28 protein-coding genes are annotated in these 21,903 nt (G+C 39.2%); 19 read left to right on the top strand and 9 right to left on the bottom strand.

Features of this window, described 5'->3' with window-relative positions; genetic code table 11:
- Window positions 1–276: 276 nt before the first annotated feature.
- Window positions 277–1,101 carry an alpha/beta fold hydrolase gene (locus tag AAEY62_RS01455; protein WP_101217364.1) on the top strand — a complete coding sequence of 275 codons (825 nt, stop codon included), beginning with the start codon at window positions 277–279 and terminating at the stop codon, window positions 1,099–1,101.
- A gap of 366 nt (window positions 1,102–1,467) precedes the next feature.
- Here AAEY62_RS01455 and AAEY62_RS01450 read toward each other — a convergent pair whose 3' ends face one another.
- Window positions 1,468–1,746: a hypothetical protein gene (locus AAEY62_RS01450; RefSeq protein ID WP_197184418.1), complete on the bottom strand. Its 279-nt coding sequence runs from the start codon at window positions 1,744–1,746 to the stop codon at window positions 1,468–1,470.
- Window positions 1,747–1,849: 103 nt separating this feature from the next.
- Complete coding sequence (locus AAEY62_RS01445) at window positions 1,850–1,999, bottom strand: hypothetical protein (protein WP_350634476.1); 150 nt, start codon at window positions 1,997–1,999, stop codon at window positions 1,850–1,852.
- Between AAEY62_RS01445 and AAEY62_RS01440 the strand changes: the two genes are divergently transcribed.
- The 16 genes from AAEY62_RS01440 to AAEY62_RS01365 all read left to right on the top strand — a co-directional run bounded on the left by AAEY62_RS01440 (window position 1,998) and on the right by AAEY62_RS01365 (window position 12,357).
- A complete protein-coding gene (locus AAEY62_RS01440) occupies window positions 1,998–2,231 on the top strand; it encodes a hypothetical protein (protein WP_350634475.1) in 234 nt (77 codons plus the stop codon). The genes AAEY62_RS01445 and AAEY62_RS01440 overlap by 2 nt on opposite strands.
- Window positions 2,232–2,233: 2 nt before the next feature.
- Window positions 2,234–2,473, top strand: a complete 240-nt coding sequence (locus AAEY62_RS01435; RefSeq protein WP_350634474.1) for a hypothetical protein — start codon at window positions 2,234–2,236, stop codon at window positions 2,471–2,473.
- Window positions 2,470–4,449, top strand: a complete 1,980-nt coding sequence (locus AAEY62_RS01430) for a hypothetical protein (protein ID WP_350634473.1) — start codon at window positions 2,470–2,472, stop codon at window positions 4,447–4,449. The genes AAEY62_RS01435 and AAEY62_RS01430 overlap by 4 nt, the downstream gene beginning before the upstream one ends.
- Window positions 4,442–4,735, top strand: a complete 294-nt coding sequence (locus AAEY62_RS01425) for a hypothetical protein (protein WP_350634472.1) — start codon at window positions 4,442–4,444, stop codon at window positions 4,733–4,735. Before AAEY62_RS01430 ends, AAEY62_RS01425 begins: the two co-directional genes overlap by 8 nt.
- Window positions 4,725–5,210, top strand: a complete 486-nt coding sequence (locus AAEY62_RS01420; RefSeq protein WP_350634471.1) for a hypothetical protein — start codon at window positions 4,725–4,727, stop codon at window positions 5,208–5,210. The genes AAEY62_RS01425 and AAEY62_RS01420 overlap by 11 nt, the downstream gene beginning before the upstream one ends.
- On the top strand, window positions 5,191–5,673 hold the full coding sequence (locus AAEY62_RS01415) for a hypothetical protein (protein WP_350634470.1): 483 nt from the start codon (window positions 5,191–5,193) through the stop codon (window positions 5,671–5,673). The genes AAEY62_RS01420 and AAEY62_RS01415 overlap by 20 nt, the downstream gene beginning before the upstream one ends.
- Window positions 5,663–6,469 carry a P-loop NTPase family protein gene (locus tag AAEY62_RS01410; protein ID WP_350634469.1) on the top strand — a complete coding sequence of 269 codons (807 nt, stop codon included), beginning with the start codon at window positions 5,663–5,665 and terminating at the stop codon, window positions 6,467–6,469. Before AAEY62_RS01415 ends, AAEY62_RS01410 begins: the two co-directional genes overlap by 11 nt.
- Window positions 6,470–6,715: 246 nt before the next feature.
- Window positions 6,716–7,525 carry a major capsid protein P2 gene (locus tag AAEY62_RS01405; RefSeq protein WP_350634468.1) on the top strand — a complete coding sequence of 270 codons (810 nt, stop codon included), beginning with the start codon at window positions 6,716–6,718 and terminating at the stop codon, window positions 7,523–7,525.
- Between the two features lie 9 nt (window positions 7,526–7,534).
- Entirely contained in the window at window positions 7,535–7,921 is a 387-nt protein-coding gene (locus AAEY62_RS01400) for a hypothetical protein (protein ID WP_197184430.1), read from the top strand.
- A gap of 109 nt (window positions 7,922–8,030) precedes the next feature.
- Window positions 8,031–8,213: a hypothetical protein gene (locus AAEY62_RS01395; protein WP_350634467.1), complete on the top strand. Its 183-nt coding sequence runs from the start codon at window positions 8,031–8,033 to the stop codon at window positions 8,211–8,213.
- A gap of 351 nt (window positions 8,214–8,564) precedes the next feature.
- Window positions 8,565–9,461: a hypothetical protein gene (locus tag AAEY62_RS01390; protein ID WP_350634466.1), complete on the top strand. Its 897-nt coding sequence runs from the start codon at window positions 8,565–8,567 to the stop codon at window positions 9,459–9,461.
- Window positions 9,461–10,897 (top strand): hypothetical protein, encoded by a 1,437-nt coding sequence (locus AAEY62_RS01385; RefSeq protein WP_350634465.1) that lies wholly within the window; start codon window positions 9,461–9,463, stop codon window positions 10,895–10,897. Before AAEY62_RS01390 ends, AAEY62_RS01385 begins: the two co-directional genes overlap by 1 nt.
- A complete protein-coding gene (locus AAEY62_RS01380; RefSeq protein ID WP_350634464.1) occupies window positions 10,897–11,379 on the top strand; it encodes a virion protein in 483 nt (160 codons plus the stop codon). The genes AAEY62_RS01385 and AAEY62_RS01380 overlap by 1 nt, the downstream gene beginning before the upstream one ends.
- Window positions 11,372–11,752: a hypothetical protein gene (locus tag AAEY62_RS01375; RefSeq protein ID WP_350634463.1), complete on the top strand. Its 381-nt coding sequence runs from the start codon at window positions 11,372–11,374 to the stop codon at window positions 11,750–11,752. Before AAEY62_RS01380 ends, AAEY62_RS01375 begins: the two co-directional genes overlap by 8 nt.
- 4 nt (window positions 11,753–11,756) lie before the next feature.
- Window positions 11,757–12,155 (top strand): hypothetical protein, encoded by a 399-nt coding sequence (locus AAEY62_RS01370; protein ID WP_197184420.1) that lies wholly within the window; start codon window positions 11,757–11,759, stop codon window positions 12,153–12,155.
- Window positions 12,148–12,357 carry a hypothetical protein gene (locus AAEY62_RS01365; protein WP_197184419.1) on the top strand — a complete coding sequence of 70 codons (210 nt, stop codon included), beginning with the start codon at window positions 12,148–12,150 and terminating at the stop codon, window positions 12,355–12,357. The genes AAEY62_RS01370 and AAEY62_RS01365 overlap by 8 nt, the downstream gene beginning before the upstream one ends.
- A 63-nt stretch (window positions 12,358–12,420) precedes the next feature.
- Here the strand turns inward: AAEY62_RS01365 and AAEY62_RS01360 are convergent, their stop codons facing one another.
- The 7 genes from AAEY62_RS01360 to AAEY62_RS01330 all read right to left on the bottom strand — a co-directional run bounded on the left by AAEY62_RS01360 (window position 12,421) and on the right by AAEY62_RS01330 (window position 20,067).
- A complete protein-coding gene (locus AAEY62_RS01360) occupies window positions 12,421–12,894 on the bottom strand; it encodes a DUF3653 domain-containing protein (RefSeq protein WP_350634462.1) in 474 nt (157 codons plus the stop codon).
- 315 nt (window positions 12,895–13,209) lie between these two features.
- A complete protein-coding gene (locus tag AAEY62_RS01355; protein WP_002960874.1) occupies window positions 13,210–14,169 on the bottom strand; it encodes a sugar-binding transcriptional regulator in 960 nt (319 codons plus the stop codon).
- A 248-nt stretch (window positions 14,170–14,417) separates the two neighbouring features.
- Window positions 14,418–15,419 (bottom strand): ABC transporter ATP-binding protein, encoded by a 1,002-nt coding sequence (locus AAEY62_RS01350; protein WP_350634461.1) that lies wholly within the window; start codon window positions 15,417–15,419, stop codon window positions 14,418–14,420.
- Window positions 15,420–15,429: 10 nt separating this feature from the next.
- Window positions 15,430–16,260 carry a carbohydrate ABC transporter permease gene (locus tag AAEY62_RS01345; RefSeq protein ID WP_024589367.1) on the bottom strand — a complete coding sequence of 277 codons (831 nt, stop codon included), beginning with the start codon at window positions 16,258–16,260 and terminating at the stop codon, window positions 15,430–15,432.
- A 2-nt stretch (window positions 16,261–16,262) separates the two neighbouring features.
- Window positions 16,263–17,135, bottom strand: a complete 873-nt coding sequence (locus AAEY62_RS01340) for a carbohydrate ABC transporter permease (protein ID WP_350634460.1) — start codon at window positions 17,133–17,135, stop codon at window positions 16,263–16,265.
- A gap of 146 nt (window positions 17,136–17,281) precedes the next feature.
- Complete coding sequence (locus AAEY62_RS01335; protein WP_350634459.1) at window positions 17,282–18,586, bottom strand: ABC transporter substrate-binding protein; 1,305 nt, start codon at window positions 18,584–18,586, stop codon at window positions 17,282–17,284.
- A gap of 152 nt (window positions 18,587–18,738) precedes the next feature.
- Entirely contained in the window at window positions 18,739–20,067 is a 1,329-nt protein-coding gene (locus tag AAEY62_RS01330) for a hypothetical protein (protein ID WP_007582736.1), read from the bottom strand.
- A gap of 529 nt (window positions 20,068–20,596) precedes the next feature.
- Between AAEY62_RS01330 and AAEY62_RS01325 the strand changes: the two genes are divergently transcribed.
- Together AAEY62_RS01325 and AAEY62_RS01320 are read left to right on the top strand one after the other, a co-directional pair.
- On the top strand, window positions 20,597–20,980 hold the full coding sequence (locus AAEY62_RS01325; RefSeq protein ID WP_007582739.1) for a response regulator: 384 nt from the start codon (window positions 20,597–20,599) through the stop codon (window positions 20,978–20,980).
- Between the two features lie 13 nt (window positions 20,981–20,993).
- Window positions 20,994–21,899, top strand: coding sequence for an AAA family ATPase (locus tag AAEY62_RS01320; protein WP_007582741.1), 906 nt, complete (start codon window positions 20,994–20,996; stop codon window positions 21,897–21,899).
- Window positions 21,900–21,903 lie beyond the last annotated feature (4 nt).

The raw sequence follows: 21,903 nt of genomic DNA, 5'->3' as shown, positions 1-21,903 counted from the left end.
AACTTCGCTTTTGTAATTGTTGCATGTATACGAGTCATCGTTTCACACTTCTTAAAGCGGTTTGATAAACACAATTGTTAAACGCTGTAATATTATAAAGTCAGTAAATTTATTTAGCCTAGAGCCCACGTATCGCAAGGGTTTAACTTTTAAAACATTAAGATTTTTTAATAACTAATAAATACTCATCTTGGGACGGAATTTGCTTTATAAGGTTATATTCCAATTTTATAGTTCACGAAATATTATAATTTTTAAAGTTAAAGAGGCAAAATTATGAACAAGACACAGTACGTTACAGTAGAAGGTCATCAAATTGCTTATCAAGAAATGGGACAAGGAACACCTTTATTATTGATACACGGAATACCAACCAATAAATTTTTATGGCGAAATGTGATGCCAAAACTTGCATCAAAATATCGAGTAATAGCGCCTGATTTACTAAACTTTGGTGAATCTGATATGCCAATTAACACCGATGTATCTATAAATGCGCAATGTAGAATAATGTGTAAGTTTATGGAAGAACTCGGTATTTCTAAAGTTAATATTGCTGCACATGATATTGGTGGTGGTGTTGCTCAATTAATGGCTGTAAATCATCCGGATAAAGTAAACGGGTTGGTTTTAATTGATAGTGTATGTTTTGATTCTTGGCCAATACCAGAATTTGAACCTTTGCTAGAACCAGGTGTAGAAGAAAAAACAACTGTAGCCGAATTTGCTGATACATTAAGAGATTTCATGCCCAAAGGCGTTTACGACTCGAGCGTAATGACTGAAGAGTTGATGAAAATATACTTAGCACCATGGAGTAATGAAAAAGGAAAAGCCGCTTTATTTAGTAACATGCGCAGGCTTAATAAAGAATATACCGAAGCTATTACAGGCGATCTTAAAAGCTTACCTCATGAAACACTCATAATATGGGGTAAAGAAGACAAATTTCAAAAGCCAAAGTATGCGCCAATGTTAGAAGAAGCAATTCCAAATTCATCATTGATTTGGATAGATAAAGCCGCTCATTGGGTTATTGATGAACATCCAGATAAAGTGTCTGAGCTTATTAGTGAATTTATGAATGATAAAACATTCTAGTGAATTACTAGGTTTATTAAAAAGCTATTTGTTTCAATACGTTAAGTTTGATTGGGTAAAGTAGCGAATAGGCAATCATTGTAATACCGCTTGATTATATTAATAACCAAGCGGTATTTTTATATGTTCAAGAAGCTAATACCGTAAATGGGTAAGGCACTAACTATTAAGATAAGTAGGTTAATGCTTATTAAATAGTCAAAATATCGCGTTTATACGTTAATTAATGAAGGTGAGTAACTTGGTTATGTATTTATTTATGCTATTTAACATAATATAAATCGTAAGCCTACCGAACGCCTGAAAGCCCCGTAAATAAAGAAAATACCCGAAATAGAAACGACAAAATGACGGGGGTAAAAATTACTATGCTGCGCTCTTTCGCCATAATTTAGCTATTTCGGGTTTACCCTTCTTTTCAGCCTTCCCAGCTTCAATTAAAGCCAGTGTTTTCAAGGGTTCAGGGTGTTCTCCCACTAAAAGTAACTGTAAAGATAAATGTTCTGAAAATTCACGCTCACCAGTTCTAATGCTGCTAAGTGTTTGTTTTGATATGCCAGTTAGTTTGCTAACCATGTAGTCGGAGTCAATATCGGCGGTGCTTTTAAACCAATCTAATAGTTCTTTTGAGTTGCTTATTTTCATATGTTTTCTATCCGTCTTGGCGTGTCGGTAATTTGATTATAGTCGTAGTTCACGGTTTGTGCACTAGGCCACGAGGTGTGGACTAGTACACAACTTGTGTCTATTATCTATTTCGAAGCGGTCGCCCGACCGTTTTATTCGCTTGGCGGCGGGTGGCGGTTACTTGTGTTGCAATGTAACCGCCGCACACAAAACCAAGCATGAACAAAACGTAAGAAATTGTAAGGCCTTCGCCAAGAGGAATAATTATCATGTGTCAATTCAAAAGCGGTGAGTTGTTTAAGCTTAAGCGCAAAAAAGCAAAAGAATTAAAACCAGTGCTAGACGTTATCAGTCGATTTTCAAAAACATCAGAAAGTATAAAAGCCAGTATGTTGTCGCCTGTTCGAGTCTTAATTGGTATGGAGTTTTGTAGACTGATAGCTCTAGGTGATAGTGCATCTATTAAGTTGATTTGCAAGCGAGCAGACAAGGCGGGGCTTTAATTATGAGCCAATACACGCAAGAAATCACAGAATTAAAAACCAATGAATCTCACTGGTGTTATGCGCGAGGAAAAGCGGCACAGTTAAAGCTCGCATTTAAAAATAAAAAAGCAGAGTTAGAACGCGAAAAGCAAATTCAAATACAGGAAGAACGCGAACGCAATTACCAAAGTTCGGATCAGTTGGTGCGTTATGAAGCACTTGAAGCAGCCGCGCACTTTTCAAATATGGGGTGGTTATGAGCATATTGATTCCCGAACGCATTATTGATGATGCAATACAAAGCGCCCAAAGTGGCGCTTTTTCTGCATTTGCAGTTCAGCCAGCAACAGAAAAAGAAATCGAAGAGTCTTTGACTTGGTTGGATTATATCGAGTCACACTCAAAAGGTTATCGCGAAGCGACCGCGAAAGCGGAAAAAGATAGGCTTGTCAAAAGGCGCAAAAGTCCGACACGATTAAAAAGTGATGATAATCCACGTTCTAAACGTTCGCTGTTGGACGCTCAGGCTTTTAGTTTTAATAAATTGATGTCAGCGGCTTTAGATAAGTTTACACCGCAGGAGCGCGCTCAGCACTTATGCATAAACGCAGACGAAACACTAGATATTCAAACAGGCGAAGTTCGCGGAAAAAGAGTTCAGGAAGTTGAACGCGGACACTTTGCAAGCAAACCGCTTGAGGCAGATAAAACAGCAAAAGTTCATTTTCAAAACCGCAATTGGTCAAGCGATTACCGAATTGTGTGCACTCAAAACACCCGCGCCAGTGATGCGCCAGATGCAAACACCGGTGACAGGGTAACGCAAACGGTTACTAGTCGTGCAAGAGGGAAAATTGTTGACAGTGGTTTGTACATGCAAGCGGTTAAAGGCGGTTTTAATTCATTTACAACAGTGACACTAAACGCGGCGGCTAGATGGCGAATTGATAACAATCATTATCAAAAAGTAGCAAAGCGCGCGGCGGGTTCTGTTATTGATGCAGTGTACAGCGCAAACGGTGAATTAATTCATTGTGAAGAAATTGCGGCGGGTGACTTTACCGCTGTTAAGTTTGAGCGCGCCACAGTTGGGCAAGAGCTAAGCCGCTTTTTTGATTCGCTTGGAAAAATGCACAAGCGCGGATTTGTTGCTACTGGGAAAATATCAGATACACCAAGCGCTAAAAAATACAAATGGGGCAAAGTGGAGTGTATAGGCCGTGCCGATAGGCTTTGTCCGTGGGGCAAAGTGTCAAGCATTGGCGCAAGTGGCCGCGTTGAATCGGATTTACTAAACAGTAATGAGCGCGTTTATTCTTGGGGTGTTGTTGAATGTGTTGGTGTTGAGTCAAAACCTGTATTTGATTATTTGTGGTGTGCTGAAGCGCCAAGCAAAAAACACGGCTCAAAAGTGTATGAATGGGCGGGTGAAAACCACGAAATAGAATGCGTAGGTGAGCAAAATTATCACGCGCATGTTTTGATGCGTTGGAATGTTGACCCTGTATTTTTCCATGAATGGGCGGCACGTATTGAAAAGCTTTGGAGTCAAGGCTTTGTAACAATCGAGCGAATTAAAAACGCTAAAGCGGCGGCGGCTTATTTGTTGAAGGCACTTGGTTATATGGTGAAAGGTGGCGAAGGTTCACAGGGTGAAATACGCGGTAATCGTTACAATATTTCAAAGTATGCGCGCGCCGAAGGGTGGGAAAATTGCGCGACCCATGAAGCGCAACACATGTACGGATTAATACAAGAATATGCACAAGGGATTGAAGCGAAAAAACAGCGAAAAATAATTAAACAATCAGAGCTTAAAAAAACACTTGGAACAATTGAAAAGCTAACCAACGTAAATAAAAAAACATTTAGCGAAAAGCGCCAGCAATTTATTGAAAACCTTGAAAATAAATTAGAGCAAGTTAGCGAAAAGGTGAGCGAATTAGCCAGCGAATTAAACGGCAATTTCGCGCTTGGTGGCGTTGCCAAGTTTGCCAGTGAAACGGCTTTTGTTGGTTTTATTGATTGGGCTGTTGGTGTTCGTGGCTGGCAGTTAAAAACGTCTTTTTTAAATTCAACTAGCGCAGACGTTGAAAACGAAAAAGCAGAAGAAACAGCGGTTAATAAACTGCTTAAACAAACGCGTAAATTTTACGATGATTCAATGACGGCCCTATGTGACTTTTACAGTCGTTTCGAGCCTGTCAATAACTACGGGGTTTTAGATTTTGAATAATAAATTAATAGATATAAAAGTAAAAATAGTCGCAGCAAAAAAACTGAGTGCAATACAGGCGGGTAAAAAAATACAGGCCGCTGAAAGCATACTTGATGATGCTGTTGAGTTTATTGATGAACTTGATGAAAGAGTTTCGAAAATTGAAAGAACAAATGATTTTTTAGATTTGCACGGAATGCAAGACCAAGTGAAGTGGTTAACGGGTGAGGTTGATAAATTAAATAAGATTTTAAAATTGTGCAACTTAGACGGACTAATTAACGGGGTGGCAGATGTCGACTAAAGGTAAATCTAATAATCCACCACTAGGCAATGTTGAGTGTGATGGGTGTGATGGCTTTGCAACGGTTCGCCGCAGAAGTAACGGGCGGCGACTGCTTTATACACATTGCGTAAATTGCGGTATGAATCAAATGAGTGGCGAGAAACTGCAATCGAAATGGGAAAAAGCAATAAACGGATCATTAGGCGGATCATTAGAAGAAATTCCCGCTTTAAATAGCGAACCAGTTAAGCAAGACATGGCCAGCGGTAACGAGTGGATGCCGCAGGAAGTAAGAAACGAAATTGAGCGAATTAAAAATGAAACTAAAACCAGTGGAGCAAACGAAAATGCAAGAGCAAGCGAATCAACACAGCGAATTGAAAACGAAACCGACCGTACTAGCGGATGCGCTGGCAAATCTTCAAATGGGTTCGGGTTCTTCATCTTTGGAGCATTTGCAGGACTCGCAGCAATTGCAGGAATCAGAAGGTAATAAACTTGCATTTGAGCAAAATCTAATTGATGAATATTCAGAGTTGGACGCATTCACAAAGCAAACGAATAGCGAAAATGACAGCGAAACAGGCGAAGTTGAAAGCGAAGAATTAAGCCCCGAAGATGCAGCAGATGCAGCAGCCTTTTTTGTTGATACGGGCGCGGGCTTTGTTGAATCTCTTTTTGATTACCCCGTAACAATCGACAACGACACCAAGCAAGCTATTGCACAAAAAGCCGTGCCAGTTGTAATTAAAAACGCAAGCGGGTTGAAGTTACCGCCTTGGTTAATTGCATACCGTGAAGAATTGGAGCTTTTAGCTGTTATTTCTATGGCGGGTTTTTCGATATATAAGCAAATTAAATTAGCGAAAGCCGAAGATTTAAAAGCGGAAAAGGCCGCGAAAAAAAGCGAATATAAATTTAACGAAACGGGCGAGGTGATAGCGAGTGGCAATTAATCCAAACAATGAACTAGATGCTTTGCATGTTTGTTATTTGGCGGGTACTGGCGGCGGCAAAACAGCAGCTGTAAAACTGCTAAAGGGCTTGATGGGTTCGCAGGTTGCTATTTTTGATTTGTACGGCGATTACAAATATGACGCGCGAAAAAACACACCGTTTAACGGTTTGGGCGGTCGCGTTGTTTATCATTTTGATACGCGTCAAAAATTCGCGGCGGCGTTCGCTGATGCATGGCGAAGTGGGCAAAAATTCGTGGTGGCATATTCGCCTTTGTTTAGCGAATCATTAAGCCAATCGCAGCTAAAAGAGGCGAAGAAAAAAGAGTTACATTGGTTCGGTCGCTTAATGTGGACAGCCGCAGACGGTAAACGCCGACTTGATGTGATTATTGAAGAGCTAGCAAAGCTTACAAGCACTGCGGGTAAAGATGATTCTATTGTTGGTGAAATGGCAACAGGTGGTCGTAAATTTGGCTTAGTGCTTCACACTGTTTTTCAGCGTTCGCAAGAAGTGCCAAAAACGATTTGGAATAACTCACCGCGAAAAGTGTTAGGTGCTCAGGAATCACGGCACGATGCAAAATTAATTGCGGTCGAATTAGATGCAGATTTAAACGATGTAATTCAGCTAAGCAAGATGAACGGACAGCACTCTAAAAAGCGTTTGCACTACCTTGTAAAGTCAGCGGGCGGCATTGGTAATATCGACCCGTACAAAATTAATATTGATAAGTCATGCGTACAATTCGGTAATTGCGAAAAGCTAACACTTGAGAAATTGAGAGGTATTTAATTAAAAAAAGAGCGAATTTCGCTCTTTTTCGCTATGTGGGGAGCGAAACCCGCTAGGCGAAAGAGCGAAACACTTGGTTTATTAGCAATCGAATTTTAACAAATCTTTTAATAAACCGAGGTTTTACCATGTTTAACAAGAATACTTTATTTACTGTTGGCGCAACGCTAGCAGTATTAGCCGTACTTAGTAATGTACGTGCTGCGCGTCCTCTTCAACGCATTATTTTAGGTTAAGGGGCGAATAATGAAAAATATCGCACCTCTAAATAAAATTACTGGCGTTCAAGCGGGCGGCACTGTTTCGCTATCTTTACCAGTAAATTTGACGTATGACAAAATACACTTTGAATATTCAGGTGTTACCGCTAACCAGATAAAAAACATTCGTGTTGAGCTTAATGGCCGAATGCTTACCGAGTACACATCACTTCAAGATTTGCTTGATGAAAACCGCTATTTCAATCGTGTAAATGTTGCAGGTATTGCCACAATGCATTTTGCACGCGAAGAAGTTAAAAGCCCTATTAACCCAGATTTAGCGGTACAACGCTTTTTTGGTTTGGGTACTGCGGGTTTAACTCAGGCACAAATCAAGTTTGATATTTCAGAAGATGCAGCAGCGCCAGTTATTAAAGCATACGCCGAAAAATCAGCGGCTAAGTTACCGGGCTGGTTATTCAAGCGCCGTTCAATGCGTTTAAATTTTGCTGTTGGTATTAATGAAATTGATAACATCAACAAGCCGCCTAACTCTTACATTGGCCTAATTGAAATTCGTAAAGCGGGTGTTAAATCGGCTGAATTTTTAGTTAACAATGAAAAATGGCGTGAGCACATTCCAAAGTCTTTACATGATGTGATTTTGACACAAGCCGACCGCACCCCGATTGCTGATGTTCATTCAATTGATTTGATGCTTGATAATGATGTGTTTGGTGCGCTAATGCTTGACCCTGCTATTACTGATATGCGTATTCGTGTTGATTGTGAAGTAGAAGGCCAAGCCGAAATTGTTGTTTACTACTTTGATGATTACGCAAAAAGCACGTTTTAAGGGGGTTGTATGTTTGGTTTACCAAGTACAGCTAGCGGCGCTGTTAATGCCGCTGTTTTGCCACAACAAGCTAGACCAGAAGGCCAGCCAACCCAAACAATTTGGGGCGGTTGGGGTCAGGGCGTTAACTCTGCTTTAGGTGGTGCGCTAAATCTTTATGGTCAGTTTGAACAAATACAGGCTATGAAAAACAGCGCGGGCGTTGCTCGTGAAGAGCAAAGCAAAGTAAACGAATTAGAAAACGGCGCGGCTGTTGTCGTTAACGTACCAAAAACACAGGCTACAAACGCGAATGAAGCAGTGGCCATGGTTTTTGGGTTCCCGCAAAAGCAAGTATTAATGGCCTTTGGTGGTTTGCTTGCTGTTGGCATACTTTTAAAGGTGGCTAAATCATGAGTAGCAAAGGCTTAAAGGCATTCGCTAAAGGCGTAGGCGTTGCAATTATTGCAGCGGTTGCGGCTGAATATATCCGAGACTTTATCAAGTCAAAAAAGGCCGCTAAGTAATGGGTGGGCTTGCGGGTGGCGGCGGGATGAGTAATCAGCAGTCCGCTAGTTCGGGAACTGGTGACCAAGCCGCGAACGTTGGCTTTACTGGTGGTGGTATTAATTTTGGTTCTAGTAATAACAACCAAATATTAATCATCGGCGGTATTGCTCTAATTGCCTTATTTTTACTTAAAAAATAATGCAATTCTTAGAATCAAGCGAGCTTAAAATAATCAGCGAGGTGACAGGTTCACCCGCTGATTTTTGTTTAATTCAGTCACAAATAAAAGCGGGTAGAGCGAGGTTTGTTTGTATTTATGGTACTTACTACGTTTTACGTGTTGATAGTGATGGCTTAGTTGTTGTTTGTGCTCAGGGTAAGAATATTAAAAAATCTAGCCTTGTAATTATCGAACTAGCAAAAAAATTAAATATAAAACACATCTTTTTTCATACCCGCCGCCCAGCTTTAGCAAGGCTTTTAAAACACTGTAATTTTAAATTTATAGAAACCGACCCTAACGGGCTTTCGGTTTTTGGGATGGTGGTACATGAGTACAAGTTCAAAATCAAGAAGTTCACAAGCAACAAGTAATACCAGTACAAGCCTTGGTGTTCAGGGTGACAATACTGGTTTTATGACTGTTGGCAATGGCAATAATTACAATATTACACAAACTGACGGCGGCTTAGTTGATGCGCTTGGTGCTGTTTGGGGTGATATGGCTGGCAATCAAACAGATATGATTGATGCAGTTAGTAATATGTCAAAAGATAACGCCGATATGACAGAAAGCATTACACGCAGCGCATTTGATTATGGTCGTGATGTAAACAGTGACTCGTTGAATTTCGCAGGTGATACGGTTAGAGATTCGTTAGGCTTTGGCTCTGACTCGCTAGCGTTTGCAAGTGATGCACAAGATAACGCGTTTAAACTAGTTGGTGATACGACAGCGGACGCATTTAACTTTGGTCGAAATGCTATAGACGCAAACAGCGCGTTATCAGCAGATAGTATTAAGGCGCAAAATTACCTTGCTGAAACCTCAATAAAGGAAAACAGCGACCTAGCAAGAAGTATTGGCGAAATGGCCGCAGATATGCACGGCAACAATACTGCGTTTGCTAATAACTCAATGATGACGGTTGTTGATGCGGTTGGTGATGCTAACAAAGGTATGACTGATTTAGCGTATTACTCTATTGAAAATAATAGTAATTTGGCGGCTGATTTGGCTGCGGGTGCTGTTGATAAAGTAAGTCAAGCGTTTAACGATGCAGGCGACCAAACGATATTAGCGCATAAACAGGCAATGCAATTTGCAGAAAATGCCAGTCGTTCAGATGGTCAGCAGTTGGCAATAAGTACAAATAAATCGATGACATATATCGTTATTGGTCTAGGCGGTATCGCAATTTTAGCAATGTTTATGGGGCGTAAATAATGTTTATTAGAAAGTTTTTAGAGCCTAGTAAAGTGGATTCTGTTGATTCAGAAGGCAAATTTATAAAAGTAATGAATTGTGAGAGCGTTGTAAGAATTAGGGCTACATATAACGGGGTTTTTGTTTTTGAGTCAGATGCTAAAGCGGGTTTTGATATAGAGACAAAAACACCATTTGATTATATTGAAATTACATCAAAAGCATCACAAAAGTTAGAATTGTGGGTGTCAAAACATAAATTAAGCTATGACGCATTAAGTACAAAGCCTAATAGCTCAAATTCATATTTGGTTGAGCACTTTGGTTCAAGTCAAATACTAATGCCTTATGACCCATCACAATCAGGGTTGTTAATTGTTGGTAATGACAGCGATTACTTTGTAGGTGGCGAAGGTGTAACAAAGCAAAATGGTATACCCGTAAAAGCGGGCGATAGATACGAGCACAAAAGCGCCGCGCCGCTTCATGTTTATATTGATGCTGAGCCAACCTATAAAATACAAGCACAAACGCGCCATGAATTGCCCGTGGGTACAAGTTCAGGCGATAGGCCTTATTGGGAGGCTGGTGAATGGGGGGTTATTGGCGATTCGACTTATGTAGCGAACCCGCGCGGGTGTTATTTTATAAACATGGTAACGGGGCAGAGCGAATTAATAGATGATTCACAAGGCGAGTTTATAACAGCACCGATTGATTGTGATGGGGTTTATTGCGGGTTGGTTGCCGTGGGAACATCTAAAGCAAGAATAAGAAGCTTTGACCCGCAAACGCTTAGATATGGGGGTTATGACGTAACATATACACTTGAAGCCAGCTTTAGGGCTGACCAATTGGCCTATGTAGATGGTGTTTTTTATCTTTTTGGTCAGACAAATAATGATGCAAAAATATACAAAATAAATAAAAGCGGTGACATCGCAAAGGTAGAAATGCCAGATTTGAACGGTGTTTATTGGTCACATGTTGTTTATGATGAAAGTGAAAGTTCTTTTTATGTTTTGGGTAAAGATGACTTAGTAAAGTTATCAAAAGATTTAACGCAGGTAGATATTGTTGTTACTGGGCTTGGTGTGACAAAGAGAATACAGCTTTTTGAAAATCACATAGCAATCAATGAGAAAGGCGGGTGGAAATTATTTAATCGAAATACGTTTGAAAAAATACCACTACCAGATACGGCGCACGGTATACACGCAAGCGGCAAAGTGATTACTGTTTTAGGTGATACAGGTTTATTTCAAAGCGAGGACAATGGTGTTGTTTATGCTAATGAAGATACGAGCTTTAATTCACCAACGGCGCACATAAGCCAGTTTGCTCAAATAGGTGGGTTATTTTATTTCCATAGCCATACAAAAGTTTATAGCTTTGAAGCTGATGTTGATAAAAGCGAAGCAAAAGCGACGTTTCGTGTATTTAAGGAGTCGTTCTAATGAAAACCTCAACAATTTCTATGTTAGTTATTGGCGCGCTTGGGGCAATGTTCGCATTACCTTCAAGCGCGCCGCTAAAGCCTAAAGGCATTCGCAATAATAACCCGCTGAATATTGAAGCGCGTGAAAGTTGGGTTGGTCAAATTGGTGATGACGGGCGCTTTATTATTTTTGAAACTGCAAAGCATGGCTTTAGAGCGGCGGGGCGCATAATGCGAACTAAAGCGAGTCGGGGAGTTCGCACTATTGAAAGTATCATTAACGAATGGGCACCGCCAAAAAATGACGATGGTGAATATGAAAACCACACCACAAATTACATTAACTTTGTCAGTGATAAAACAAATATTGCAGCAGATAAAACACTGTCAGATTTAGAATACCCTGCGGTAATTTCTGCAATGGTGCAAATGGAAAATGGGCAAAACCCGTATACATTTGATGAAATTAAATCGGGGTTCGAGTGGGGTTACTATGGGTAATTTTTTAACTAAAAACTTTGTGTGGTTACTGGCTGCGGGTGTTGGTGTTTATTTTTATAAACAGGTTGATGAGAAATCAAAGGCAATCACTAAGCCAATCGGTAACTTTTTAGCACAAGTCCAATTTGCCATAAATAACAGTGGTGATATTAAATATCCAAACGCGGGGTTTTTTCTCAACTCTGAAAAGCTGGATTACACACTAAAGGTGAATAACTTGGTTTGGTTTGATGCAATAGAAAAATTGCACCCAGCGCATAAGGTTTTTTTAGATGAAATCTTTGATTCTGATAAGCGATTAAAAAACCAGTACCGACCTTTATTGAATGGCCTTGTTGATGCTGATTCAATACAGACTGTTAAAAAGGGGTAATGCTATGCAATGGTTATCCTTGTTATTTAAACCCGTTGATACATGGCTAAAAAACCGCGCTGCAAAAGCAAGCGCGGAGCATAACCGAGATATGGCCGTAATAAATAACCAAGCGAGGTTGGCGCAGTCAGAAAAAGACTATAACCACAATTGGGAAATGGCATCACTTCAAGATAAAGATAAAGGACTTCGGTTTTTTAGTTATTGCATGTTTACCGCACCGATTTTAATTACTGTCGTGTCTCCTGAACATGGCGCGCAAATATTTAAAAATCTTGAAGGTGTGCCGCCGTGGTTGGTTCAAACATGGATAGCAATTAACGGCGGTGTATGGGGCATTGCGAGTTTAAAAAACATTGTCCCTCAGTTTATCGGGCAATTTAGGCGGGTAAAAAATGGATGATGTAATAATAAAAATTGCACTAACCGCCATACTAACAGGCGCAACAAGTGCCGTTGCTGTAGTTGCTGCGCTAAAGGTTCATATAACGTATTTAAAGTACGGGCTAGAAATGCAAGTTAAAAGCCATAACGAGCTAGTAGCAAAAGTGGGTGTAATAGAAAACGAAGTAATAAAACTAAATATGCTGAATATAAGTAATTAAAAAAGGCTCCTGCAGGAGCCTTTTTTTTTATATAGCATTGCTCCTGGTTAAATCAAAAATTCGTTACGCGCTTTTTTTATCACCATATTTCAAAACAATGTCTTTGATAGTTAGTTGGTCCGAAAGTTTGATTAAATCATTACCGATAGTTTTTAGGGTGGCGCTGGCTTCAACTAATTCATGTAAGTAATCAATTTTGTTTTGCAAGGCTTGAACGTGGCTTTCATTGTAACGTACAGATTTCTGCAGAAAGTCTATCTTGTTTAGATACGCCGCGTCATAACGATGGCCGCGCGGTGTCCACAAATAACCTTCACGGCAAATATAATAACCATCCCAATCTTTATGCAGTGACATACCGCCATTAATGCGTTGCTCAAGCATGACCACAGCGCGCGGGCATGGGTTATTGTCTTTTATCCAGCGCTCTAAAGTGCGTTCAGATTTGATGTATAAAAAATCCATAGTGGCGCGGCGGTCTAGTTTGCCGAAGTTCATAAAGCCAGCGCGAAAAAGCATGTTTTTAAAATTTGTCATAATAATTCCATTATTAACTATGATTTTTTTAGATTGATAAACCGACTTCAATTAATTTTATTGATTGAGCGGTTGTAGGGGAAAACGTGTAAAAACAACACGTAAGGCCAACTTTATCACTCTAAAGGGTTATAGCGTCATAATGGCGGGTTCGACTGTATTTAACATAATATAAATTATAGGTAGTTAATGTGTATATAGAAAGAGCGCTTAAGTGCGCCCTTACTATGTCCAATACTAGACGGTATCGGACATTAAGTGATTTTATTACAATAACAGATATTACTAATACAGATACTTTATTTATCAATTTGTTTAATCAATACTTAATAAACGCTCAGCTGTATATTCGTTAGTAATTAATCCACTGATCATGTTTGACCTTACTGCGCCCAAAATGGCTAACACTTTTTCTTCGCCAGCAGCTATCGCATAAATCTGTTTGTTAGCATTTGTTTTTAATGGCGTACTTGCTACACGCTGATTAACTGTGCAATCTAAAAGCTTACCGTTTTTATCAAACACCCAACTAATCATTTCACCAACAGCACCAAGATCTTGTAACTCTTTAAGTTCTTGCGCATCAATAAAACCATCTATATGTAATGGCGACTTTTCACCTAAGCTACCAATACCCACAAATGTTACATCGGCATCTTTAGCGAGTTTTAAATTACCGGTAATATTTTGTTGTGCATGTAACTGTTCTTTTTCTTCAATACTTCTTGGTAAAACTGGCAATGGCATTGGGTAATGTTTTGCATTGGTGTGTTCGGCCATTCTTACTACAACATCATAAGGTGAAGCCGATCCATCCAAAGCCATATTACCTAGCATTGCTACAATTTTATGTTGCGGACAATCAACGGTTCTTAGCTCATCCACACATGAACGTAAAACTCGACCGGTTCCCATAGCAAGTACTTTGGGTTGTTCTGATTTTAAATGACGTTCTATTTCAGCCGCGCCAGCTTGAGCTAAACCTAATGTAGACGATGGTTCTGAGGGATCGCTCGGTACAACTTCACACGAATCTAACCCAAAACGGCTTTTTAATTTTTCGGCCAAATCCATACATTTGGCAATCGGGTGGTCAAGTCTAACTTTAATTAATCCTTGGCTCACAGATAATGCGACCATTCTTTGTGCAGATTGACGAGATATATTTAGCTTTTTAGCAATTTCATCTTGTGTGTTACCGCCAACATAATATAACCACCCTGCTCTAGCTGCATCATCTAGCTTTCTAATTTCTGTATTTGATAGCTTTACCACGTAAACCTCTTAAAATATAAGGAAAACTAAATCCTTATTTTCATTACATAATTTTAATTATATGTGCTGCTATATAAATTATTTTATTAATTTTGGAATATCTATTTATCAATAACGTTTTTGTTATTTATAATTGTAAATATACCATTCCTTAATAAAAAATACCTAGGTTTCATAGGATTATGTAATTAGAATTTAGTTAATAGCACCTTTATAAAGGTGCTATTTAAGGTAATTAAAAATTGGCTTTAGCGAATAGTTAAACCGGTATTATCAAACTTTAATACTTTATCTGCCGGTGCGCTTAGGTAAATACTGTCGCCATATTTTAATGGGCAATCACCATCTGCTTTTACTGTTACGGTACCTTTGCCTTCAATATTTATATGTAAAAAGCTCTCCGATCCTAAATGCTCAATTACACCTACAGTTCCAGCCCAAGTACCTTGCTCAGTAGAGAGTGTTATATGCTCTGGTCGTATACCAATACAACTAACATTCGCATCTTCATTTTTTGGAGCACCTATAAAATTCATTTTTGGCGAACCAATAAAACCAGCTACAAATTTGTTTACAGGGTTTTTATAAAGCTCTAAAGGTGTGCCTACTTGTTCAATAATACCGGCATTGAATACCGCGATTCTATCTGCCATTGTCATGGCTTCAACCTGATCGTGTGTAACGTAAACCATTGTTGTAGATAAACTTTTATGTAATTCAGATATTTCTAAACGCATATTTACACGTAGTGACGCATCTAGATTTGAAAGTGGTTCATCAAATAAAAATGCCGATGGTTGGCGTACAATTGCGCGCCCTATCGCTACACGCTGGCGCTGACCGCCCGACAATTGCCCAGGCTTTCGGTCTAAATAATCGGTCAAATTAAGAATTTTAGCGGCGTTAGCAATTTTACTTTCGATTTCTGCAGGGCTTACCTTGGCTCTTTTTAAAGGAAAAGCAATATTGTTACGCACTGTCATATGCGGATACAACGCGTAGGATTGAAACACCATTGCTAAGCCTCTTTTTGCAGGCGGTGTTTTTGTAGCGTCAATGCCATCAATTTCTATATTGCCACTGGTGGTATCTTCAAGACCTGCGATCATACGAAGTAATGTAGATTTACCACAGCCCGACGGACCGACAAAAACGATGAACTCACCGTCTTTAATTTCTAAGTCGAGCGGTTTAATTACGTTAACTTCATCAAAGTTTTTAGTGACTTGTTTTAGTGTGATGCTGCCCATATGTATTCTCCTATTTTACTGCGCCGAAACTTAATCCACGCACTAATTGTTTTTGACTAAACCAACCAAGTATTAAAATTGGCACAATGGCCATGGCAGATGCTGCCGATAACTTAGCGTAAAATAACCCCTCAGGGCTTGAGTAACTGGCAATAAATGCCGTTAAAGGTGCAGCATTTGCAGCGGTCAAAATAAGTGTCCAAAACGCTTCGTTCCACGACAAAATAACATTGAGTAATAGCGTTGAGGCTATACCTGGTAAGGCTATTGGCAATAAAACATGGAATATTTCTTCACCAATTGTTGCGCCATCCATACGTGAAGCTTCAAGTATTTCGTTTGGTATTTCTCTAAAGTAGGTGTAAAGCATCCATACCATTATTGGTAAGTTAATGAGTGTCATTACAATTACTAAACCTAATTTTGTATCGAGTAGCGCAAAGTCACGAAACAATAAATAAATCGGAATAAGCACCCCTACTGGCGGTAACATTTTGGTTGAAAGCATCCACATTAATAAATGCTTTGTTTTTTTAGTTTGTACAAAAGCCATAGACCAAGCTGCAGGTACAGCAATTAATAAACCCAGTAAACTTGAACCTAGTGATATAACTACAGAGTTCCAAAAATGGGTAAAGTATGGCGAACGTGACAGTACATCGCGGTAGTTTTCGAGTGTCCAATCGAATGCATATAAGCTTGGGCTTGCCGATATTGCTTCAGCTTCCGTTTTAAAGCTGGTGATTAACGTCCATAAAATTGGAAAGAAAATCATGCCGCTTATTGTCCATGCAGCAATGGTATAAATTAGTTTGGAACGACGGCTATCTTTTATAGTCATAATTAACCCTCCAAGTTTTTGCCAATTAAGCGCATTAAAAATATAGCGACTATATTTGCAATAATAACTGCAACTATGCCCCCTGCCGAACCGCCACCTACATCAAATTGAAGTAGTGATTGCGTGTAAATTAAGTACGTTATATTGGTTGACGAATAACCAGGACCACCGCTGGTTGTAACTAATATTTCAGCAAAAATTGACAGTAAAAATATAGTTTCGATTAAAATAACCGCAGTTACAGCGCGCGATAAATGCGGCAAAACGATGTAAAAAAACTTACTAAATGGGCCTGCTCCGTCCAAGTCAGCCGCTTCTAATTGTTCACGGTCTAATGATTGTATTGCTGTTAGCAGTATTAATGCTGCAAATGGTAACCACTGCCAAGACACAATTATGATGATTGAAAATAACGGCATTTGAGCAAAAAAGTCGATAGGTTCAAAGCCAAGCCAAATCGCGAAATGTGCAAATAAGCCATTAACTAGGTTCATTAGCATGTTTTTCCATACCAATGCCGACACAGTTGGCATTACAAAAAATGGGGCTAGTACCATAATGCGAACGTAATTTCGTCCCCATATTGCTTGGTCTAGTAAAATAGCTAAGCCAATACCACCACAAATAGTGATAAGTAAAACCCCAGTTACTAGGTAAAGCGTGTTAAAAAATGATTCAAAAAAAGCCGGATCAGTTAGGAAAAATTCATAGTTTAAAAAGCCTATAAACTCTTTATCCCCTGGAACGAGTAAGTTGTAATCAATAAATGAGAAATACAGTGTCATACACAGCGGAACTATCATCCAAGCAAGTAATAAAATTACACTAGGAAGAAGCATAAACCGAGCAAGCGTGCGCGAGTTAGTTGTTGCCATAAAGGTGACCTTAAAAAAGCCAATTCTATTTACTTGTTAACTATCAAGTGAAAATCAGAAACCCTTGATAGCGTTTATAACTAACAAGTAAATAGAATTGACATAAAATATTGGGTAAGTTTGAGCACTTACCCGCCCATTACATGCTATTTTGGATAGCGAGCTTTACGCATTGTTCGCTCAACAAGGTGCTGAGACGTACTAAGCGCTTGCTTAACGGTCATTTGGCCAGTTAATGCTGCTGAAAATTGTTGCCCAACAGCTGTACCAATTCCTTGAAACTCAGGAATAGCAACAAACTGAATACCTACATAAGGCACCGGTTTAACGGTTGGATTTTTAGGATCTGCAGATTGAATAGAATCTAAGGTAATTTGTGCAAACGGTGCTGCGTCCATGTACTTTTGATTACTGTAAAGTGATTTACGTGTACCTGGCGGTACTTTTGCCCAACCTTTTTTGTCGGCTACAAGTTGAGTGTATTCTTTAGATGTTGCCCAGCTAATAAATTTCATTGCGGCATCTGGTTTTTTGCTGCTTGCCGGCACGGCTAAAGTCCAAGACCATAACCAGTTACAGCGTTTACCTAGGCCGTTATCTGGTGCAAGTGCAAACCCTACTTTATCGGCAACTTCTGAGTCTTTTTTGTTAGTAACAAATGCGCCTGCAACGGTTGCATCAATCCAAATACCACATTTTCCGGTTTGAAATAGTGCAAGGTTTTCATTAAAACCATTTGCAGATGAACCAGCAGGACCAGATTCTTTCATCACATCGACATAATACTGAAGGGTATTTTCCCACTCTGGGGTATTAAACTGTGGCTTCCAGTTTTCATCAAACCAACGAGCACCAAACGAATTAGCCATTGATGTAATAAGCGCAACGTTTTCGCCCCAACCTGCTTTACCGCGTAAACAAAGGCCATAAACACCTTCTTTTTTATCTGTCATCGCTTTAGCAGCTTTGCGTATAAAGTCCCATGTTGGGGCTTTAGGCATAGTTAGCCCTGCTTTTCCCATTAAGTCAGTGCGGTACATAACCATTGAGCTTTCGCCATAAAATGGGGCTGCGTAAAGCTTGTCGTTAATCGTTAAACCGCTTCGGATTGCAGGTATTAAATCGTCTAAATCGTAGTTTTCACCTAAATTATCCAGCTCTTTTAGCCAATTTTGCTTGCCCCAAATAGGTACTTCATAAGTACCTATGGTCATAACATCGTATTGGCCGCCTTTTGTTGCAACATCGGTAGTGACACGTTGGCGAAGAATGTTTTCCTCTAGAGTAACCCATTTTAGGTCTATATCAGGGTTTTGGCTGGTAAAGTCACTACTTAATTCTTTCATGGTGATCATGTCACCGTTGTTAACAGTCGCTATTGTAATTGTTTCTTTTGCCGCAGCGCCCATGCTTATAAAGCCACACGCGAGCATAATTAATTTATTTTTCATCGGGTATTCCCCATACACGTTATGTTTTAACAAGTGCTATTAAATTTCAATCTATTGCCAATTCTATTTATGGCAGTTTTAACGCATAAAACTGCCCGCAAAGTGCCTTTTTAGGTCCTTTGTTTAAATAGTTAGACTAGTTGGATAATGATTTAAAATTTAACAGATATTTCAGAAGTGAAGCCGTCAAATCCTTTACCGATTTGGCCGCCCGAATTAACACCTTCTTCTTGGTTAACATACTCAACTTTTAAAAGCGTTTTATCGTTAAACCAGTAACCTGCGGCTACTTGAATACGCTCTACTGTGTTGTCTGTTTGTTCAATTAAGTCGGAAGTGTTTTCGGCTTCTGCATAACGAGCCGCTACATATAGCTTTTTAGGGATTAGATATTGTTGTGCTTCAAACACGAAGTACTCAACCGATGAGTCGCCTTCTATTACACTGTTTGAATCAAAAGTAGTGCCATTCTCATCAGCTATGCCGTTTGTACCAAAGTAGGTAATACCGGCAACTGCATTACCAGCGGCATCTGCGAACGTGTAGTCATCAGACGATTTACCAACCATAAAAATTAGACTAGTTTCATCAGATGGTTGATAAGCTAAGTTAAGCTGGATGATTGATTGCTCAAGCCCTGGCATTGCGCCAACATGAGTGTCACGCTCGTTTGAAGGTGACGCCGAGAAATTATAGTTTTCACCATCGCCAAAGCGATAGTTTGTTGTGGTTACACCATCAAGACTGGCTACGCCATTTTCAAAACGTAACTGGTCGCCTTGATTGGCCTTTAATAAGTTTAAGCCTGCTTTAAAGCCACCTTCAAATTCTAGAGTACCTTGAAGTCGGTAGTTATAACCTCTGTCTTCTTGAAACGCTTCACCAAAACTAGAAGTCGTAATGTGACCTGTAACATTATAAGCACGTACTACACCACTTTCGAAAGTTTCGCTGTAACTTAGCTGTGCGCCGTTTTCTGCGGTTGCGTAATCGGTAATACCATTACCAATAAGTGCATTATTTTGGTTATCTGCGCCGTCTTGAAAACCTTTAAATTGAAAAGGCGAGCCACCAATGTTACCTAAACGCAGTGTTAAATTTGCGTTTTCTTTTGGTGTGCCATAAAGACCTAGTAAGTCAAATTCAACACCTGCAAAATCGTTGTGAAATGAAAAGTCACGATCTTCGCCACCAAAGTCATTAGGCTCTTCTGCAATATCTATATCGGCAGTGATGAACTCGTTAATATGAAATTTAAGCATTAGATTAGCTCTAATACGGCCAAATCCTGATTCTTGTTCTTCATCTTCTGGACGAAATGCGCCGTCTTTAGCTTGAATTGACTGAAAGTTTTGCATTAGTAAAAAGTCTACGTCAACGCGATCTAAATATTCAGAAATATCAGCCTGTGCTGGAGCCGATGTAGCCATAGCTGCCGCTATGAGAGAAATTGCAAATTTAGTCTTTTTATTATTCAACATAATAAGCTCTTTATTTAGTGTGGTGTGTGATGCCAACTTTATTAAATTGCATATTCATTTAATGAAATTGGTATTAATTCAGTGTGTGTAGATGAGGCTGGCTGAGCAAAACATTAAATAGATAATGAAATTGCACTTGTGAGCATAAGCCCATCTGGTGAGCATAATCACAGAGTGAATTTAGAAGGTCAACGCTTTTTTATTACAAAACGTTTACAAAAAATCGGATTCATATGTAAATATTTTTGAATCAATAAGTTAAGTAGCAAATTTGTTACATCAAATTTTGAGGAAATAAAGTGTATGATTAAGGGATTTATCGTATATACGTCATTATTGTTCAATACAATTAATGAAAATATAAGTTAGTAGAAGATATAAAAGCAGGTAATCCTTTAAAAATAGGTTGTTGGGCAAACCTATAAACAGTTTATTTATTAGTGTTTTTTAAGTAACGTTCTTGAGCTTATGATGGGGTTAGCTTAGTATTAAAGCACTTAGATGTATTCAAAATAGAAGTAACCTACATATGGAATTTGTTCGCCCGCTAGAGCCCATCCTCATTATTGATGACGTTAAGGAAATTCGTGATTATCTAAACCAAATTTTAACTGATTTAGGGTTTGAAGATATATTAGAAAGCGCTGATTTTAGCTCTGCTAAACCTATTATGAACAATAAACCGCCAGGCGTAATATTTGTAGATGTAGATTTACCTGACTCTAACGGTGCAGATATATTGGAATACATTAATAGTGCTTACCCGCACACTCATGTTGTTATGTGCTCTGGCCACAATAGTCTCGAAAATGTACAAAACACGTGGGAAATGGGCGCTAAAGGCTTTATTGCAAAACCTTTCAACACAAAAAAAGTAGACACTGTAATGAAGCGTCTTGAAATAATAGAATAATAATAAGGTTAGCATGCATAGTACTGTTACTGCGATTATAGAAGATCTTTCGACTGTTATATTTGGTAAACAACAGCAAATAAAACTGGCACTTACATGCTTATTTAGCGAAGGGCATTTACTCATTGAAGATTTGCCAGGTATGGGAAAAACCACTCTTTCTCATGCATTGTCAGCTGTGTTAGGTTTATCGTATCAGCGTATACAATTTACCAGTGATCTTCTTCCTGCTGATATTCTGGGTACTAATGTGTTTAACTCTACCGAGCACAGTTTTACGTTTCATAAAGGCCCTATTTTTAGCCAAGTTGTTTTAGCTGATGAAATAAACCGCGCAGGACCCAAAACACAAAGTGCGTTGCTTGAAGCAATGGAAGAGCAACAAGTAACAGTTGATGGAAAAAAATATACGCTGCCAAATCCATTTTTTGTGATTGCAACACAAAACCCGCTTTACCAATCAGGTACCTACCCGTTACCTGAGTCGCAATTAGACCGTTTTTTAATGCGTATTAGCTTAGGTTTTCCACCCAAAGAAGCCGAAAAACGCTTAATTTTGAATATGCAAAAACGAGATTACAGCCAATTACCTAAGCGTATTAACCAACAAGAGTTAGCGGCAATTCAAACCCAGATAAGCCAAATTACTTTGAGTAGCCCGATTATTGACTACATTATAGAGCTTGTTAATTACACACGCACAAGCAACGCTTTTGCAGCATCGTTATCACCGCGTGCCAGTATGGCTCTGGCTAAAGCGGCTAGGTCGTGGGCCTTTATTGATGGTCGTGATTTTGTAATGCCAGAAGATGTTCAAGCCGTATTTGCAAGTGTCTGTCAGCATCGATTAGGTTTGCATAATGAGTCAGGTGAAGCGCAAGTAAACGATATTTTAAAAAACGTTTTAGTTCCGGTATAAACTT

The sequence above is a fragment of the Pseudoalteromonas sp. GW168-MNA-CIBAN-0100 genome, assembly GCF_040309225.1.
Classification (GTDB): Bacteria; Pseudomonadota; Gammaproteobacteria; order Enterobacterales; family Alteromonadaceae; genus Pseudoalteromonas; species Pseudoalteromonas arctica.
Note: the sequence above shows the minus strand (reverse complement) of the source record. Positions and strands in the feature narration are given on the sequence as shown.